We start from the raw sequence: 14,589 nt of genomic DNA on the forward strand, positions 1-14,589 counted from the left end.
GGCCGGGGCGGGGGCGGTGACGGTGGCGGGACCGGCGTCGGCGGGGGAGCGCGGGGCCGGTACGGCGGGCGCGGGGGCGGTGCCGGTTTCGCGGCCGGTCTCGGGGCCGGAGCGGGAGGCGCGGGGGGCGTCCTCGGCGCGGGGCTGCGGGGGGACGGTGGCGAGCAGGCCGGCGGCGAGCGAGAACGCGTCGGGGCGGTCGGCGTGGTGGCCGGGCAGCGGGAGTTCGCCGCCGCCGAGGTGGCCGAGGGTGTCGCCGAGGCCCCGCACCGGGCCGGTGCCCGCAGTGTCGGCGGTGTCGGTGGTGCCAGCGGTGCCAGCGGTGCCAGCGGTGCCAGCGGTGTCGGCGGCGCCGGCCGGGTCGAGGCCGTCGGCGGTGCGGATCGCGCCGCCGGCCGCGCCGTCGAGCGGTCCGCCGTCGTCACCGCCGGAACGGGCGTCGCCGGGGCGGACGAGGGTGCCGAGGGCGCGGCCGGGGTGCCGCGGGAGGTGCCCGGTGTCGGCGGCGCGGGCGTCGGCCGCGCCGAGTCCGAGGCCCAACACCTGGGCGGCGAGCATTCCGCTCGCCGCCAGTGCCCCGGGCCGTCCCCACCGGCGTCGGGAGGTGTCCGAACGTCGCGGTCGCTTCGCGTGATTGGTTCGCACACCAGGGGAGAACGAGCGGGACTCCCCGCGGTCACGCTCGTCGCTCACACTCCGTCACACTGTGCGGGGGTGCGGGAGTTCAGGCGAGCCCTCCGCGCCGGATCACCTCCGCGTACCAGCGGGCGCTGCTCTTGGGCGTGCGCTTCTGGGTGTCGTAGTCGACGTGGACGATGCCGAAGCGCTTGCTGTAGCCGTACGCCCACTCGAAGTTGTCCAGGAACGACCAGAGGTAGTAGCCCCGGACGTCGGCGCCCGCCGCGATCGCGTCGGCCACGGCCTGCAGGTGCAGTTCGACGTAGCGGACCCGCTCCGGGTCGTCGACCTCGCCGTCCGGGCCGACCACGTCCTCGAAGGCGGCGCCGTTCTCGGTGACCAGCAGCGGCAGGCCGAAGTCGTTGTGCATGCCGACCAGCGAGTCGGACAGGCCGGAGGCGTCGATCGGCCAGCCCATCGCGGTGACGTCGTCGTTGGCGAGGTGGAAGACCACGTCCTCGGAGCCCGGCCAGCAGCTGAACTCGCTGTCGCCGTGGCCGTCGTTGCGGGCCGCCTCGGCGGTCTCCACGACGGCGCCGTTGGGCGCCGAGACGACGGTCGGGTTGTAGTAGTTGAGGCCGAGCAGGTCGATCGGGCGGCCGATCTCCGCCTCGTCGCCGGGGCGCACCAGCTCGTCCCAGTCGACGATGTGGGCGGTGTCCGCCTTCAGGTCCTCGTCGTAGCCGCCCTTGAACATCGGGCCGGTCCAGACCCGGTTGCCGACCGCCTCGATCCGGCGGGCCGCCTCGCGGTCCTCCGGGGCGTCGGTGAGCGGGCGGACCAGGTGCAGGTTGAGCGAGACCGCGATCTTCGCCGAGGCGGGCAGCACCTCGCGCAGCGCGCCGACGGCCAGGCCGTGGCCGAGGTTGAGGTGGTGGGCGGCCTTGAGCGCGTCCGCCGGGTTGGTGCGGCCGGGGGCGTGGACGCCGGAGCCGTAGCCGAGGAAGGCGCTGCACCAGGGCTCGTTGAGCGTGGTCCACACCGGGATGCGGTCGCCGAGCGCGGCACCGGCCAGCGCCGCGTACTCGGCGAAGCGGTAGGCGGTCTCCCGGACCGGCCAGCCGCCGGCCTCCTCCAGGTCCTGCGGGAGGTCCCAGTGGTAGAGCGTGGCGACCGGGGAGATGCCGTGCTCCAGCAGGGTGTCGACCAGGGCGCGGTAGAAGTCGAGGCCGCGCTCGACGGCCGGGCCGCGGCCGGTGGGCTGGATCCGGGGCCAGGACAGCGAGAAGCGGTACGAGGTGAGGCCGAGGTCGGCCATCAGCCGGACGTCCTCGCGGAAGCGGTGGTAGTGGTCCACCGCCACGTCGCCGGTGTCGCCGTTCAGCACCTTGCCGGGGGTCTTGGCGAAGGCGTCCCAGATGGACGGGGTGCGCCCGTCCTCGGCGGCCGCGCCCTCGATCTGGTAGGCGGCGGTCGCCGCACCCCAGGCGAAGCCGGGCGGGAAGGCAACCCGGGGGGCCGCCACCGATGCGTGGGCGGCTGTGGTCGGATCGGTCATGGTCATACGGGAGCGCTCCCATGGCTCGGAGGTGGACGGGGCGGGGTGCCGGGGCCGACCGGTGGATCGGTCCCCGGCGGACCGGCTCTTGACGGATCAGCTCTTGACGGCGCCGGAGGTGATGCCGCCGACTATGTGCTTCCCCAGAACGGCGAAGATCAGCAGTAGCGGCAGGGTGCCGACGAGCGCGCCGGTCATGATCACGGCCTGGTTGATGTCGTGGCCGGAGCCACCGCCGAGGCCGGAGAGCGCCACCTGCACGGTGGGGTTCTGCGCGTTGAGCGCCACGAACGGCCAGAAGAAGTCGTTCCAGGACTGGACGAAGACCAGCATGCCGAGCACCGCCATGGCGGGCCGGGCGATCGGGAACACCACGTGCCAGATGACCCGCATGCTGTTCGCGCCGTCCACCCGGGCCGCCTCGATCAGCTCGAACGGCAGCGCCTCGGACAGGAACTGGCGCATGAAGAACACGCCGAAAGCCGCCACCAGGGAGGGCAGGATGACCGACTGCAGGTGGCCGCTCCACTCCAGGTCGGTGATGATCCGGTACAGCGGGATGACGCTGAGCTGCGGCGGGATGGTCATGGTGGCGACCACCAGGGTCAGCAGCGCGTTGCGGCCGCGGAAGCGCAGCTTGGCGAAGGCGAAGCCGGCCAGCGTGGAGAACAGCACCGTGGACAGCGAGACGCAGCCCGCCACGATGGTGGAGTTCAGCAGCGCGGTGCCCATGTCGGCCTGGTCCCAGGCGACCGAGATGTTGTTCCACAGCTCGCCGCCGGGCACCATCGGCGGCGGCGACAGGGCCACCCGCTCACCGGTGTTGGAGGCCGCGACGAAGGTCCAGTACAGCGGGAACAGCGAGACCAGCGCGGCGACGCCGAGCAGCACGTAGGTGATCGGGCCGGCCTTGTCGTGCTCGCCCGCCTTGCGCCGGAACAGGCCGCGCGGGCGGGCTGGTTGGGCGTGCTTCGCCTCGCGGGAGGAGGGGGTGGACAGGGTGGCGGCCATGTCAGCCTCCCAACTCGTTGCGATTGCGGTAGCGGGTGATCAGGTACTGCGCGAGGCCGATCAGCAGCAGGATCAGCAGCATCGTCCAGGCCACCGCCGAGGCGCGGCCCAACTGGCGCGACGGCCAGCCCAGCTCGTACATGTAGAGGCTGAGCGTCTGGAACTGGTGCGCGGAGCCGCCGGACACGCCGACACCGCCTCCGAACAGCATCGGCTCGCCGAACAGCTGGGTGGCGCCGATGGTGGAGACGATGATGGTGAACATGATGGTCGGCCGGATCGACGGGATGGTGATCCGGGTGAACTGCTGCCAGCGGCTGGCCCCGTCAAGGCTGGCCGCCTCGTACAGGTCCTTCGGCACCGCCTGCATCGCCGCCAGGTAGATCAGCGCGTTGTAGCCGGTCCAGCGCCAGGTGACGATGGTGGAGATGGCGATCTGCGAGGGCCAGGTCTCGGAGTACCAGTTCGGGTGGATGCCCACCACGTCCAGCGCCCAGTTGATGAAGCCGTAGTCCGGGTTGAACAGCTGCACGAACACCAGGGTCGCCGCGGCGATCGAGGTGGCGTACGGCGCGAGGATCGCGACCCGGAAGAAGCCGCGGCCGCGCATCCGGTAGTTGAGCAGGTGGGCCAGCCCGAGCGCCATCAGCAGCTGCGGGACGGTCGAGATCACACCGATGGTGAAGGTGTTGCGCAGCGCCGTCCAGAACTGGTCGTTGGACCACAGCCGGGTGTAGTTGCCGAAGCCCTTCCACTCCATCACGTCCGGCTTGAGCAGGTCGACGTAGTGCAGCGACAGCCAGCCGGTCCAGATCAGCGGGAAGAGGCCGAAGGCGGCGAAACAGAGGAAGAACGGCGCGATGAAGGCGTACGGGGAGGCCTTCAGGTCGAACCGGTACAGGCGGGAGCGCCATGAGGAGCGCGCGGCGGGCGGGGCCTCGGCGCGGACGTGGGTGGCCACTTGGGGTTTCCTTCCCGGGGGTGGCGAGGGGCGGCGGAACGGCGCCCGGCCGGGTGGGCGGACCCGGCCGGGCAGTTGGGATCGGCTACCGGCGTGCTGCCGGCCCGGATCAGTGGCTGGTCTTGTCGTCGACCAGCTTGGTCACGTTCTCCCAGGCCTTGACCGGGTCGGTGCCGTGCTCCTCGATGTCGAGGATGCCGTTGTCGGTGATGATCGTCTTGACGTTGCCGTCCTGCTCACCGATCGGGACCGGCTTGATCGAGGTGGCGGACGCGGCGAAGATCTGGCCGGTCGGGGCGTTGTTGAAGTACTCGAGCTTGGCGCCCTGGACGGCCGGCTGCTGCAGGCCGCCGACGGTGGAGGGCAGGTTGCCGACCTTGGTGAAGACCTTGGCCTGCTGCTCCGGAGCGGTCAGCCAGGCGGCCAGCTCGGCGGCCTCCTTGACGTGCTTGCCGGCCTTCGGGACGGTCAGGAAGGCGCCGCCCCAGTTGGAGGCGACCGGCGCGGCCGCGACGTCCCACTTGCCCTTGCCGGCCTCGCCGCCGTACTTGCTCAGGGAGGAGGTCATCCAGGAGGGGCAGACCACGGCGGCGAACTTGGCGTTCGCGACGGCCGCGTTCCACGGGTCCTGGAACTGGCGCAGGCCGGCGCTGATCTTCGCCTTCGAGGCGGAGACCGCGAGGTCCCAGGCGGTCTTCACGCCGGGGCTGGTCTTGTAGACGAGCTTGCCGGAGGCGTCCGAGTACTGCTGCGGCTGGGCCGACAGCACGGCGTTGAACAGGCCGGAGGCCGAGTCGGTGAAGAAGGTCCCGGACGGGGCGTGCTCCTGGTACTTCTGGCCGGCCGCGACGAACTTCGCCCAGTCACCCGCCCACAGCTTGCCGACCTCCTCGCGGTCGGTCGGCAGGCCGGCCTGCTGGAACAGGTCGGTGCGGTAGCAGATCGCCATCGGGCCGATGTCCGTGCCCAGGCCGATCATCGAGCCGGACGGGGTGGTGGCCTGCTTCGACTTCCAGTCCAGCCAGTTGCTCGGGTTGATGCCCTCGGTCTTGCCGAGGTCCACGAACTTGTCGCCCAGGGTGTTGGTGGCCTGCGCGATGTAGCCGACCTCGACCGCCTGGATGTCGGCCAGGCCGCTGCCCGAGCCCAGGTGGGTGGTCAGCGCGTCCCAGTACTTCTGGCCGTCCTGGACGGTCTGGTACTTGATGGTGATGTTCGGGTGCGCGGCCATGTACTCGTCGTACAGGCCGGCCTCCACGTAACCGAAGGTGCCGAAGTCACCGATGTTGAGGGTGATCTTCCCGTTGGCGTCGCTCGAACCGCCCTTGTCGGAGCTCGACGAGCAGGCCGTGAGCAGCAGGGTGGAGGCGGCGAGGACCGCGGTGGCGGCGACAACGGCTCTGCGGGGGCGGGAGGTGGTGCGCATGGGGACGAACTCCTTTGTCCGGGTGGTTGGTCCGGGTCGGTCCGGGTCGTTCCGGCTCCTCCCCGGTGGTGTTCCGGGTGCCTGCCGGTGGTCTTCCGCGGGTCTTGCCGGGCTGGAAACGAGAGCTTCGTGGGTGTTCTTGGTGCGCTGAATCTTGGCTACAGTGTGGGAGCGCTCCCACAGCTGGCATGCCGGAAGGTTGCTGTGTCGCGGGGGTGAGTGTCAAGACGTGGTGACATAAACGTTGCCGTAGCGTTTCCGGCTTCGTTACCACCGCCGTTGACGTCCTCGGGCTGCCCTCCGACACCTTCCGGTCCGCCCCGGATGGTCGGAAACGCCGCGGGACCGGCCACAATGAACAGTCCGTACGGGCCCGGGGCGGCCCCGCGGATCCGTCCGCCCGCCCCGCCCGCCCCGTCCGTCCGTTCCATCCGTCCCAGAGACCGAAAGGTGTAGCGATGAGCCCGACCGCACAGCGCCCCGACGCGCTCCACCCGGGCGCCGGCGGCAGAGCCACCGCGCGCCCCACCCTGGAGGAGGTGGCCGCGCTGGCAGGCGTCGGCCGCGGCACCGTCTCCCGGGTCATCAACGGCTCCCCGCGGGTCAGCGCCAAGGCCCGCGAAGCCGTCCAGGCCGCCATCGCCGAACTCGGCTACGTGCCCAACCGGGCCGCCCGGACCCTGGTCACCTCGCGCACCGACTCGATCGCGCTGGTCGTCCCCGAGGCCGAGACCAGGCTCTTCTCCGAGCCGTACTTCTCCGACATCATCAGCGGCGTCTCGGCCGAACTCGCCGAGACGGACATGCAGCTGCTGCTGATCCTGGTCCGCAACCAGCGCGAGCGCGACCGGCTCTCGGCCTACCTGACCGCCCAGCGCGTCGACGGCGTCCTGGTCGTCTCGGTGCACCGCGACGACCCGCTGCCCGGGCTGCTGGAGAGCCTGGAGATCCCCTCCGTGCTGGCCGGCCGGCGCGGAGACCTCGAACCGCTCAGCTACGTCCACGCCGACAACGCCGGCGGCGCCCGGATGGCCGTGCGCCACCTGCTCCGGCGCGGCTGCTCCCAGGTCGCCACCCTCACCGGCCCGCTCGACATGGAGGTCGCCCAGGCCCGCCTCGGCGGCTACCGCCGGGCCCTGGAGGAGGCCGGCCACGCCTACGACGAGGCTCTGGTCGGACTGGCCGACTTCACCGAGGAGGGCGGCCGGGTCGCGATGCGCGAACTCCTCGCCCGCAGGCCCGAGTTGGACGGCGTGTTCTGCGCCTCCGACGTGATGGCGGCCGGCGCGATGCAGGTGCTGCGGGCCGCCGGGCGGCGGATCCCCGACGATGTCGCGGTGATCGGCTTCGACGACTCGATCGTCGCTCGGCACACCGACCCGCCGATGACCAGCGTCCGCCAGCCGATCGAGGAGATGGGCCGCACCATGGCCCGGCTGCTGCTCGACGAGATCCACGAGCGCGGCCGGGCCCGGCGGCAGGTGGTGCTGGCGACCGAGCTGATCGTCCGCGACTCCGCCTGACGGCGGGAGGGGCGGAACGGGACGGCTCGGCGGGCGGGCGGAGGAGCCCCCGGGGTGCGGCTGGAGGCGGCCGGGGTGCGGCCGGAGGGTGGCCGGGGTGCGGCCGGGGATGCTCGCGTCCGGCCCGGGCCCTCGGGCCGGAAGTGTGCCGGGCCCGGCACGGCTGTGCGGGGGCGCGCCGGGCCGGGACTTCGCGGTGGCCTTCGGGAGTGGGCTTTCGGGGCGGGGCTCTGTGGCGGGTTCTGGTAGCGGGTTCTCGCGGCGGGTCCGCGGGGTGGATCTTCGGGTCGGATCTTCGGGCTGGATCTTCTGTGCGGGCGCCCGGACCCGCCGGTCGTCGGGCCCGCCGGTGGCCTAGTCCGCTCAGGAGTTGGGGCGCAGCGTCCAGACGATCTCCAGGACGCCCGTGACGGCGCCGTCCTCGCGGGTGATCTCCACGGTGACCGGGAACTCGGGCCGCTTGCCCTCGTCCAGTTCGGCGATCACCTCGGCGACCGGCCGGCCGAGCGTCGCGGTCGCGGTCACCACGCCGCGGGCGAGCTTCTTGAACGAGATCTCGCCGACCGTCGGCAGCGGCACCGCGCGGCCCAGCTGGTCGCCGAACGCCGCCAGCACGATCGCCCCGCTGGCGGACTCGGCCAGCGTGAACATCGCCCCCGCGTGCGGCCCGCCCACGTGGTTGCGGTACTCGGGCAGGTCGGGCAGCCGCAGCACGGCCCGCTCCGCGGTGGTCTCCAGGTACTCCAGCTGCAGCGTCTTCACCATCGGGACGGTGGAGGTGAGCAGCTCGCCGATCGCAGTAGTGGTCATGCCGCGATGTTACTAGTGGGTAGCTTCGTCGTCCATGGGCCGTCGCCCGCCGTCGCCGACCGCGCCCCCTTCCCGGTCTCCTCGGCCGCGCGTCCCGGTCGGGTGGTTCGGCCGTACTCTCCGATCCTCCCGGCTCGCCCGGTCGTCGGAGCGGTGGTGCGGGAACGCCGACGGAGACGGTGGCGGGAGCGGTGGTGCGGGAACGCCGACGGAAACGGTGGCGGGAGCGGTAGCCGCCGGGCGGGGGAATCCGCTCCCGGGTCTTCCCCACTCCGCCGGTCGGCGCGACGCCCCTGGTGGGGGCCGCCGCGGGGCGGGCGCGCGGGAGTTCGGCGCGCGGTGCGCGGAAAAGCGGCGGGGGAAAGTGCGGGGACGATCGGACCGGCCCGCGCGCACGCGTCCCAACTCGTCACCGCGACAGGCGATCCGGAGAATTCCGGGGGAACGGCGAAGGCCCGGTCGGTTCCTCGACCGGGCCTTCGCGCTCTGGGGTGAGTGACGGGACTCGAACCCGCGGCCACCTGGACCACAACCAGGTGCTCTACCAACTGAGCTACACCCACCATCTGTCAGGTGCTTTCCCGCTTCCGCGTTCCCGCTCCGACAGGAAGAACTCTACAGGATGCCGAGGGGTGCTCGCGCCAGGGTTTTCCCGATCGCCCGGACCGGACCGCTGGTCAGGTGGTGGGCAGCTGGTGGCGGGCGGCGATCTCCCGGGCGGTGTCGGTGTCCGGGCCGGGCGCCGGGACGAACACCGCCTCGCGGTAGTAGCGGAGCTCGGCGATCGACTCGCGGATGTCGGCCAGCGCGCGGTGGCTGCCGCCCTTCTGCGGGCTGTTGTAGTAGGCGCGCGGGTACCAGCGGCGGGCCAGCTCCTTGATCGAGGAGACGTCCACGATCCGGTAGTGCAGGTGCCCCTCCAGCTCCGGCATGTCCCGGGACAGGAAGCCGCGGTCGGTGGCCACCGAGTTCCCGCACAGCGGGGTCTTGCCGGCCTCCGGCGCGTGCTTCCGGACGTACGCCAGCACCCGTTCCTGCGCCTCGGCCATGGTCAGGCCGCCCGCGAGCTCGTCGAGCAGGCCCGAGGCGGTGTGCATCTGCCGCACCACCTCGGGCATGGTCTCCAGCGCCTCGGCGGGCGGGCGGATGATCACATCCACGCCTTCGCCGAGCACGTTCAGCTCGGAGTCGGTCACCAGGGCGGCGACCTCGATCAGGGCGTCCCGATCGAGGTCGAGGCCGGTCATCTCACAGTCGATCCATACCAGACGGTCATTCACGCACTCACCCTACGGCGCGATCCCGCGCCCCCGACACCGCACGCGCCCCGTCCGGGCCGAACTCCGCCGTGCCGCGCGCCCCGCGCTCCGGCTCGGCCTCGGGGCGGAGCGCCCCCCGCCGGTCCCGGGCGCTGGGCTGCTTGCCGTCCGCGTCCTCCGCGATGGCGTGTTCCACCGGACGGTCCGGACGCTCGCCCGGACCGGACCCGCGCCCGCCCGGGTACGCCGCGCTCGGCCGCACCGGCTGCCCCGGCGAGGGCTGCGCGTGCGCGTGCGCGGGCGGCGGCCCCTGCGGGGTGCCCGAGTGGGCGCCGGGGTGGGCGCCCGGGTGGGCGTTCCCGCCCGGGTGCGGAGCCCCGTGCTGGCCGTGCTGCCCCGGCTGGCCGTGCTGGCCGCCCGGTGCGGCCTGGCCGGCGGCGCGGCCCGCGTACCGGGGGTCGCCCGGGCGCTCCGACCCGGACCGGCCGAAGGCGCCCGGCGGCGGACCGGCCTGCGGCGGCACCAGCGGACGCGGACGCTGCCGTCCCGCCGCGGCCCCGCCGGGCCCGTTCGCCCCGCCGGACGCGCCGGTACCGCCCGGCGCCTGCTGACCGTGCGTCACCGGCCCGTGGGCGGTCGCTCCGTGGGACGGCGCCTGCGGGTACCCGGCCTGGCCCGCGCCGCGCTCGGCCGGGACCCCGTTCGGCGACTGCGCCGCCTGACCGCCGACCGCCGGACGCCTGGCCCGGAAGGTGGTCCGGTACGCGGCCGGGGAGACCCCGAGCTGCCGCCGGAAGTGCCCGCGCAGCGCCACCGGCGAGCGGAAGCCGCAGCGGCGGGCGACGTCGTCCACCGACAGGTCCGAGGTCTCCAGCAGCCGCTGCGCCTGCAGCACCCGCTGGGTGATCAGCCACTGCAGCGGCGCGCTGCCGGTCAGGGTGCGGAAACGGCGGTCGAAGGTGCGCCGCGACATGTAGGCGCGGGCCGCCAGCACCTCCACGTCGAACTGCTGGTTGAGGTTCTCCAACGCCCAGGTGACCACCTCGGCCAGCGGGTCGTTGCCGATCTCCTCCGGTAAAGACTGATCGATGTACTGGGCCTGGCCTCCGCCACCGCGGCGGTTCGGCACCACCAGCCGACGGGCCAGCGCGTTGGCGGCCTCGGCGCCGTGGTCGCTGCGGACCACGTGCAGGCACAGGTCGATCCCGGCCGCGGTGCCCGCGGAGGTGAGCACGTCGCCGTCGTCCACGAACAGCTCGCGCGGGTCGACGTGGACCCGCGGGTAGCGCTTGGCCAGCGTCGGCGCGTACATCCAGTGCGTGGTCGCCGGACGGCCGTCCAGCAGCCCGGCGGCGGCCAGCACGAAGGCGCCGGTGCACAGGCCGATGATCCGGGCGCCCTCGTGGTGGGCCTTGCGCAGCGCGGCGATCGCCTCGACCGGCGGCGGCTGCGAGATCGACCGCCAGGCCGGCACCACGATGGTGCCCGCCCGGGACAGCGCCTCCAGCCCGTACGGGGCGGTCAGCGTCAGCCCGCCGGTCGTGGTCAGTGGGCCCTCCTCGCCGGCGCACACCAGCAGCCGGTAGCGGGGGACCCCGGCGTCCTGCCGGTCCACGCCGAAGACCGAGAGCGGGATCGAACTCTCGAAGATCGGTGCTCCGCTGAACAGCAGCACCGCCACCGTCTCGCGGCGGCGTCGGCCCGCCAGCTTGCGCGGGGAGGAGAGCGCGCCCGGAACGGCGGCCGAGAGCACGTCCGTCGCCGCGCCCACGCCCCCGTGGGCGCCCGGGGCGAGGCTGCCGTGGCCCGCGACCGTCGTCGACGCCGCCTGGGCCGCCGGGTGCTGACCACCAGTCATCGACCCCGGACCACCCTGGAGCTGACCGCCGCCCGGACCGCCGGCCGGTGAACCGGCCGCCGTGCCACCGAATTTGCCGAGTCTCGCCGTGCCACCGGGATAGGACGACGGCTGGCGGCCGCTTTCAGGACCCGCCTCGCTCCTGCTCACCCTGCTCAAGGCGCTCCAGCCCCCTCGGTGGTGTGGTGGTCTCGGCTGCCGCTCTGCGAGCCAAGATCGAATCTACTTGGTGGACCGTTGCCGTTGTGACAAGTTCACCATCCGACGCTATGTCGACATGGCAATTTGGCGTGAAGCATTCGATCACGAAGCGTGGCACCCGTCGACCCCGCTGTGAAGGGGGCGCGAACAAGCGTGGCCGGTTGTCGCACGACCTGCCGGTGATTCGCCCGTCGACGGTGCACCCACCGCCCGCTGTGTGCTGCGGATTTGCCCGAACGGCAGGGGAGCGGCGCAAGTTGGCTGAAAACCTACGGTTCGAATCGGGGGCGTGAAACCACCCTCCACGCGCCACAGCGCACACCTGAGCCATGATCCCCGCGCCCCGTCAGCCCCCCGGCTCAACCCGAACCGGCCACTCCTGAACGCCCCCCACCTCACGATCCGTCACTTCGACCTCGGTGTTCCACTTCCGCCACAACAGCACCAGCCACCCCACCGGCCCCGACCATCCCGCCGATCCACCTGCCCCCGGCCGTCCCGCGCCGCCGGCCCGGCTGCCGCACATTCGTCCGAATCCGATCGCTCGTCCGGGGCGGTCGGGGCGGCCGGCGAGGCGGTGTCGGGGCAATTGTCGGGGTGCTCTTCGGAGCCGGAAGGCGGGCCCGGGTGGGCTCGCGGAGATTCAGCGGGCCGGGCTGTCGGCAAGGGCGGCCGACGGGGCACGGCCGGGGCCGCCAGTGGGCCGTCGGCGACTTGCCGGTGGGGCGCGGATCTGCGGGCGGGGGCGGGAGGCCCGCCGAGCCCCACCTCCGCGCCCGGCGCCCGGCCGTTGGTCGAACCCGCCGGGTGCGTCAGGCCGTTGAACCGGCGCACCACGGGGCGGGCATCGCACGGTGGGCCGGTGCACCGCCCGGTGCGGCGACCGCTCCGGGCACGGGTCGCCCCCGCCCAGGGCGAACGCCAGCCGCACCACCGTGAGCGGCAGCGCCCTTCGCGGACGGCCGACCGACTCGCGCAGGCCCGCCCTCCGCGCGTGGCATGGACGCCGCGTACACCCCCGCGCCGGGTGCGGTGCCGACGCGTCCCCTTCCACCCCACGGCGGGCCGGCCCGGCCTCTGACCGCAACCAGATTCGTGCTCGTTCGGACGGACTGCGGCACCCCGCCCTGACCGCCTCCCGAACGCCTCCCGGCCGGCACCGCCGAGACGTCCACCGCCACGTCCGAGCCCTCCGCCGGGCACCACTTCGCCCCCCGGAACCCCGCAGCCTGCTGCGCGTCCCGCGCCGGGCCCCGACGGCCGACCTGTCCGGTCGTTCCCGCCACCAGCGCGCCGCCCACCCCCGTCGCACGGCCGTGCCAGCCGCGCCGCGCCCGTCCTCTCCGAGCCCGGCGCTCCCCTCTCCACCGTCTGCCTTCCCGCTGCCGCCGGCTTGGCCCCTGGCGCCCGCCGTCGCACCCCCGAACTGCACCGTGAAGAACTCGCCCACCTGGCCGGGCCTTCGGCGACTCCGGCGCGCAACTCGGACAGCGTCGAGCCTCCGGCCCTCCCGCAACTGCTCGCCACCAACCACCCGGCTACCACGGCTCGTTGGGGCACGTCCGCCCCGGACCGCTACTGGCCCTCGCCCGCGCCGCCCGCGACGCCCCGCGCATCACCGAATCTGCGGCAACTCCAGTGTGCCGGATCCGAGTTGGAAACCCGATGGGAGCGGTACGTGATCTCCGTGCGCCGCAACGGGCAGAAGGCCGCCCTGCGCCCCGTCGTCAGCCGCTTGGCACTTGGGTGCGAAGTGCTCGTGCCCATCGACCAGAGCCGGCTGTCCCTGGTGCACACCGCCCCGCCGGGCAGCGGGGCTATAGGTCGACTCGACCCCCTGGGCATCCTCGGTGTCGGGATGGGCGCCGTCGTCCAGCGACTCTCCGCCAACTCACGCCGCAATGAGGAGAGATGATCACCAGCCGGGAATCCGACACGTGCACGCTGTCGGCGCGGCACGGCGTGGCGCGAGGTGGGAGCGGGCGCGCGGTGGTCCGGACAGGTCAGCCCGCCGCCGCTGAGGTAGTCGGTGCGGTCGAGGCGTCGCCCCAGCGGGTTTGGGCGGTGGCAGCCGGCGCCGGGGTGGGCTCCAGCGGCGTGAGCGCTACGGCCTTCGTCAGGGGCGTCGCCAGCGAGGCCGCGGGGGTGAGTGGCTGGGCGCCGGGCTGGGCGAGCGGCGTGCCCGGAGGGAGCGGGGTCTTCGGCGCGGTCGGTGCGCTCGGCGCATTCGGGGTGAGCCGGCCGGCTGCCGGGGCCAACCGGGAGGCCGGGATGGCCAGGTGTCCACGAGAGCGCTGGATGCGGCCGGTCGCGGCTGTGGCGAACCCCCTTCCGGCGGTGGGACGTTCGGCTGCGGAGAGGATCACCCCCACCGCCTCCGGCAGGCTCGGCGCGCTGATCGTCGGACGGTAGGCCCGCTCGGCCCACGGCCGCCCGTGGTGCAGCCACGCGCTGCGCAGCCCCGTCGCGGCCGCCCCCGCGATGTCGGCCGGACCGTAGTCACCGACCATCCAGGTCTGGGTCCTCCAGTCCCCGGCCGGCCGGAATCCGCACCGCCGTGCCGCGATCTCGAAGATCAGCGGGTCCGGCTTCAGGCAGTGCGCCTCCTCCGAGATGACCCAGCCGTCCACCAGGGAGGCGAGCCCGGTCAGTCGGATCTTCTCCAGCTGGGGGAGCGTCCCGCCGTTGCTGACGATCCCCAGCGTCCACCCCGCCTCGCGCGCCTTCCGGAGTGCCTCGACGTGTGAATCCGGGCACTGGATACGCGAGTTGATGCCGAGCCGGTAGTGGGCGAGCATCGACTCGACCGAGCGGTCGAAGCCGTAGCGGCGCTTGGCCGCACCCAGTACCGTGCTGCGCGGCACGTAGCCGCTGCCGTCGAGCATGACCAACCAGTCGAGGTCTCCGGCGGGCAGGCCGTTCTCGGCGAGGAAGTCCTCCGCCCACGCCCGGAACGCGGCGTCCCTGGGCAGCAGGGTGTTGTCGAGGTCGAGCAGGAGCAGCGGCATGCCGAGCATGCTGCCAGCGGCCGCCGCGTATGCACGTGGCAATTGCCAAAGGCGGGGAGAATTTCCGCGAATTGGCCGAATCCGGCTGGTACGCACGCAACCTGGACCATGATCCGAAAAGGAGTCGGCGCGGTCGGGGCCTCGATCGGAGTCCCGGACGGAATCCCGATCGGGCCGCCGGGCAGGACGGGCGCTGCGGGGACGGCGGACGGGCGGTGCACGAGCGACCCCGATCCGGTGCCGCACGGGCGGCGGTGGCCGGGCAACTGCCGTGCACCGCCCACGGGCAGGGGCGATGACAGTCAGGTCACGGTGTGTCGGCGCACTGTTGCGCACATCGCGGGTCGTCGGTCAAG

Annotated in this window: 8 protein-coding genes, 1 tRNA gene and 2 pseudogenes; 1 reads left to right on the plus strand and 10 read right to left on the minus strand. The window is 73.2% G+C overall.

Annotated features, from left to right (window positions below; translation table 11 throughout):
• The 5 genes and pseudogenes from OO48_RS28080 to OO48_RS28100 form a co-directional block, all read right to left on the minus strand.
• Positions 1 to 558, minus strand: a pseudogene (locus tag OO48_RS28080) (hypothetical protein); the annotation flags it as partial.
• Between the two features lie 166 nt (positions 559 to 724).
• Positions 725 to 2,182 carry a glycoside hydrolase family 1 protein gene (locus tag OO48_RS28085; protein ID WP_033221253.1) on the minus strand — a complete coding sequence of 486 codons (1,458 nt, stop codon included), beginning with the start codon at positions 2,180 to 2,182 and terminating at the stop codon, positions 725 to 727.
• Between the two features lie 90 nt (positions 2,183 to 2,272).
• A complete protein-coding gene (locus OO48_RS28090) occupies positions 2,273 to 3,187 on the minus strand; it encodes a carbohydrate ABC transporter permease (protein ID WP_033221254.1) in 915 nt (304 codons plus the stop codon).
• A 1-nt stretch (position 3,188) separates the two neighbouring features.
• On the minus strand, positions 3,189 to 4,148 hold the full coding sequence (locus tag OO48_RS28095; RefSeq protein WP_033221255.1) for a carbohydrate ABC transporter permease: 960 nt from the start codon (positions 4,146 to 4,148) through the stop codon (positions 3,189 to 3,191).
• Positions 4,149 to 4,257: 109 nt separating this feature from the next.
• On the minus strand, positions 4,258 to 5,574 hold the full coding sequence (locus OO48_RS28100) for an ABC transporter substrate-binding protein (protein ID WP_033221257.1): 1,317 nt from the start codon (positions 5,572 to 5,574) through the stop codon (positions 4,258 to 4,260).
• Positions 5,575 to 6,032: 458 nt separating this feature from the next.
• Here OO48_RS28100 and OO48_RS28105 point away from each other — a divergent pair, with 458 nt between their 5' ends.
• Positions 6,033 to 7,097, plus strand: coding sequence for a LacI family DNA-binding transcriptional regulator (locus OO48_RS28105; protein WP_033221259.1), 1,065 nt, complete (start codon positions 6,033 to 6,035; stop codon positions 7,095 to 7,097).
• A 363-nt stretch (positions 7,098 to 7,460) separates the two neighbouring features.
• Here the strand turns inward: OO48_RS28105 and OO48_RS28110 are convergent, their stop codons facing one another.
• The 5 genes and pseudogenes from OO48_RS28110 to OO48_RS35490 all read right to left on the minus strand — a co-directional run bounded on the left by OO48_RS28110 (position 7,461) and on the right by OO48_RS35490 (position 14,233).
• The gene (locus OO48_RS28110) at positions 7,461 to 7,907 is read right to left on the minus strand and encodes a DUF4442 domain-containing protein (RefSeq protein WP_033221261.1); all 447 of its coding nucleotides are present in this window, start codon (positions 7,905 to 7,907) and stop codon (positions 7,461 to 7,463) included.
• A 487-nt stretch (positions 7,908 to 8,394) separates the two neighbouring features.
• A tRNA-His gene (locus OO48_RS28115) sits at positions 8,395 to 8,470 on the minus strand.
• 114 nt (positions 8,471 to 8,584) lie between these two features.
• Positions 8,585 to 9,187: an oligoribonuclease gene (gene orn, locus OO48_RS28120; RefSeq protein ID WP_033221263.1), complete on the minus strand. Its 603-nt coding sequence runs from the start codon at positions 9,185 to 9,187 to the stop codon at positions 8,585 to 8,587.
• A 703-nt stretch (positions 9,188 to 9,890) separates the two neighbouring features.
• Positions 9,891 to 10,919 (minus strand): annotated as a pseudogene (locus OO48_RS40270) (helix-turn-helix domain-containing protein); the annotation flags it as partial.
• A 2,309-nt stretch (positions 10,920 to 13,228) separates the two neighbouring features.
• Positions 13,229 to 14,233, minus strand: coding sequence for an HAD family hydrolase (locus OO48_RS35490; protein ID WP_106970438.1), 1,005 nt, complete (start codon positions 14,231 to 14,233; stop codon positions 13,229 to 13,231).
• Between the last annotated feature and the right edge of the window lie 356 nt (positions 14,234 to 14,589).

The organism is Kitasatospora phosalacinea (assembly GCF_000716545.1).
Taxonomy (GTDB): Bacteria; Actinomycetota; Actinomycetes; order Streptomycetales; family Streptomycetaceae; genus Kitasatospora; species Kitasatospora phosalacinea.

Coding starts and splice junctions, on each gene's coding strand:
- OO48_RS28110 (WP_033221261.1), bottom strand. CDS start 7,907: ATGACCACTACTGCGATCGGCGAGCTGCTCACCTCCACCGTCCCGATG.
- OO48_RS28090 (WP_033221254.1), bottom strand. CDS start 3,187: ATGGCCGCCACCCTGTCCACCCCCTCCTCCCGCGAGGCGAAGCACGCC.
- OO48_RS35490 (WP_106970438.1), bottom strand. CDS start 14,233: ATGCCGCTGCTCCTGCTCGACCTCGACAACACCCTGCTGCCCAGGGAC.
- OO48_RS28105 (WP_033221259.1), top strand. CDS start 6,033: ATGAGCCCGACCGCACAGCGCCCCGACGCGCTCCACCCGGGCGCCGGC.
- OO48_RS28100 (WP_033221257.1), bottom strand. CDS start 5,574: ATGCGCACCACCTCCCGCCCCCGCAGAGCCGTTGTCGCCGCCACCGCG.
- OO48_RS28085 (WP_033221253.1), bottom strand. CDS start 2,182: ATGACCATGACCGATCCGACCACAGCCGCCCACGCATCGGTGGCGGCC.